This window comes from Streptomyces flavofungini (assembly GCF_041028215.1).
GTDB classification, from domain to species: Bacteria; Actinomycetota; Actinomycetes; order Streptomycetales; family Streptomycetaceae; genus Streptomyces; species Streptomyces flavofungini_B.
Map to the genome: position 1 here is coordinate 1 of NZ_JASKYR010001380.1, position 936 is coordinate 936.

Consider the following 936-nt stretch of genomic DNA (forward strand, 5'->3'; position numbering starts at 1 on the left):
GGCCAAGTACCCCGCCCTGCGCGTCGCCCTCGTGGACGCGGCGAACGACGTCGGCGAGGGCACGTCCAAGGCCAACACTGCGATCCTGCACACCGGTTTCGACGCCGTGCCCGGCTCCCTCGAAGCCGCACTCGTACGCGAGGGATACCGGCTCCTCGCCGCGTACGCCGCCGAGTCCGGCATCCCCGTGGAGCCGGTCGGCGCCCTGCTCGTCGCCTGGGACGAGGAGCAGCGGGCGGCCCTGCCCGGCCTCCTCGACAAGGCCGTGTGCAACGGCTACGACGCCGCGCGGATCATCGGCCCCGAGGAGGTCATGGCCCGCGAACCGCACCTGGGACCCGGCGCCCTCGGCGCGCTCGACGTGCCCGGCGAGTCCGTCATCTGCCCCTGGACGACCACCCTCGCCTACGCCACCCAGGCCGTACGGGCAGGCGTCGACCTGCACCTGGACTGCCGTGTGGAGCGGATCGACGGTGCGGCCGACCCGCATGTGCTGCGCACCGGACGCGGCGACCTGCGCGCCCGGTACCTGGTCAACGCGGCGGGCCTGCACGCCGACACCGTCGACCGGCTGCTCGGCCGGACCGACTTCACCGTCACCCCGCGCCGGGGCCAGCTCATCGTCTTCGACAAGCTCGCCCGCGGCCTGGTCGGCCACATCCTGCTGCCCGTGCCCACCGCACTCGGCAAGGGCGTCCTGCTCGCCCCGACCGTGTACGGCAACGTCCTGCTCGGCCCCACCGCCGAGGACCTCGACGACAAGGCGGCCGCCGGGTCGAGCGCCGAGGGCATCGCCGCGCTGCGCGAGCAGGGCCGCCGCATCCTCCCCGCCCTCGTCGACGAGGAGGTCACCGCGGTCTACGCGGGTCTGCGCGCCGCCACCGGGCAGGAGGACTACCGCATCAGCGCCGACGAGGAGCAGCGCCGCGTCACCGT

At 74.5% G+C, this 936-nt stretch carries 1 protein-coding gene; it reads left to right on the forward strand.

The features are described from left to right. Positions 1-936 (forward strand): NAD(P)/FAD-dependent oxidoreductase (locus AB8Z36_RS41175; protein ID WP_369218451.1); only part of this gene is annotated, 936 nt, incomplete at both ends.